Origin of the sequence: Photorhabdus heterorhabditis (assembly GCF_001280945.1) — a bacterium.
GTDB lineage: Bacteria > Pseudomonadota > Gammaproteobacteria > Enterobacterales > Enterobacteriaceae > Photorhabdus > Photorhabdus heterorhabditis.
Map to the genome: position 1 here is coordinate 1 of NZ_LJCS01000193.1, position 936 is coordinate 936.

1 pseudogene is annotated in these 936 nt (G+C 58.1%); it reads left to right on the plus strand.

Going from position 1 to position 936, the window contains the following annotated elements:
* Positions 1-936, plus strand: a pseudogene (locus tag AM629_RS22895) (hemagglutinin repeat-containing protein); the annotation flags it as partial.

Sequence of the window (936 nt, forward strand, 5' to 3'; positions counted from 1 at the left end):
TCGCCGGGCAAACCGTGCAGCTGACCGCCAAAAACCTTACCAATACTCAGACCGCGGAAATCAGCGCCGGGAAAACGCAGGTTAATGTTCACGACACCCTGAATAATACGGGACTGATAGACGGCGGTTTGACCCATCTCACGGCTAACACCCTGACCAACACCGGCACCGGACGGATTTACGGGGACCAGCTCGCCCTCCAGACGGGGACCCTGAATAACACCGCACAGGACGGCAAAGCTGCGGTCATTGCGGCCCGTGACCGGCTGGATATCGGCACCGGCACGCTCAACAACCAGCATCATGCGCAGATTGACAGCGTGGGCGACATGCGCATCGGCGGCCAGTTGGATAATACCCTGAAAGCTACCGGTCAGGCGCGTGAGCTCAATAACCACGCGGCGACAATAGAAGCCGGGCGTCATTTGACCATTAATGCCGACCAGATTAACAACACCAACGCCGGGTTGGTGACTCAGGTCGTCGAAACGGAAAAATCGCCCCATCACGACGCGGTATTGCGCGGCCAGACCACCCGCTATGACTGGTCACAGGTGGACACTTCTCACCACAACAAATACGGCGTGCACGAGGCCATCATGCCGGATGGCAGCCGCAGCGATAACTTTGATGAATATCAGTACACCCGGACCGTCAGGGAAACGCAGGTCACACACAGTGACCCCGGTAAAATGCTGGCCGGCGGCAATCTGACCCTCAATAGCGCGCAGGTGACCAATCACGACAGCCAAATCGTCGCCGGCGGCGCACTGGCGGGCAATATTGGCGAACTGCATAATATCGCCACCCAGGGGGAACGCATCACCACGGAGACCGGCAGCCAGACCCGCTGGTACGTCAAAAAGAAAAAACGGAACAAGCTTGGCATCGGCGGCACCAAAACCTCGCAGGGGAAAGACACCACCGGTTATACAC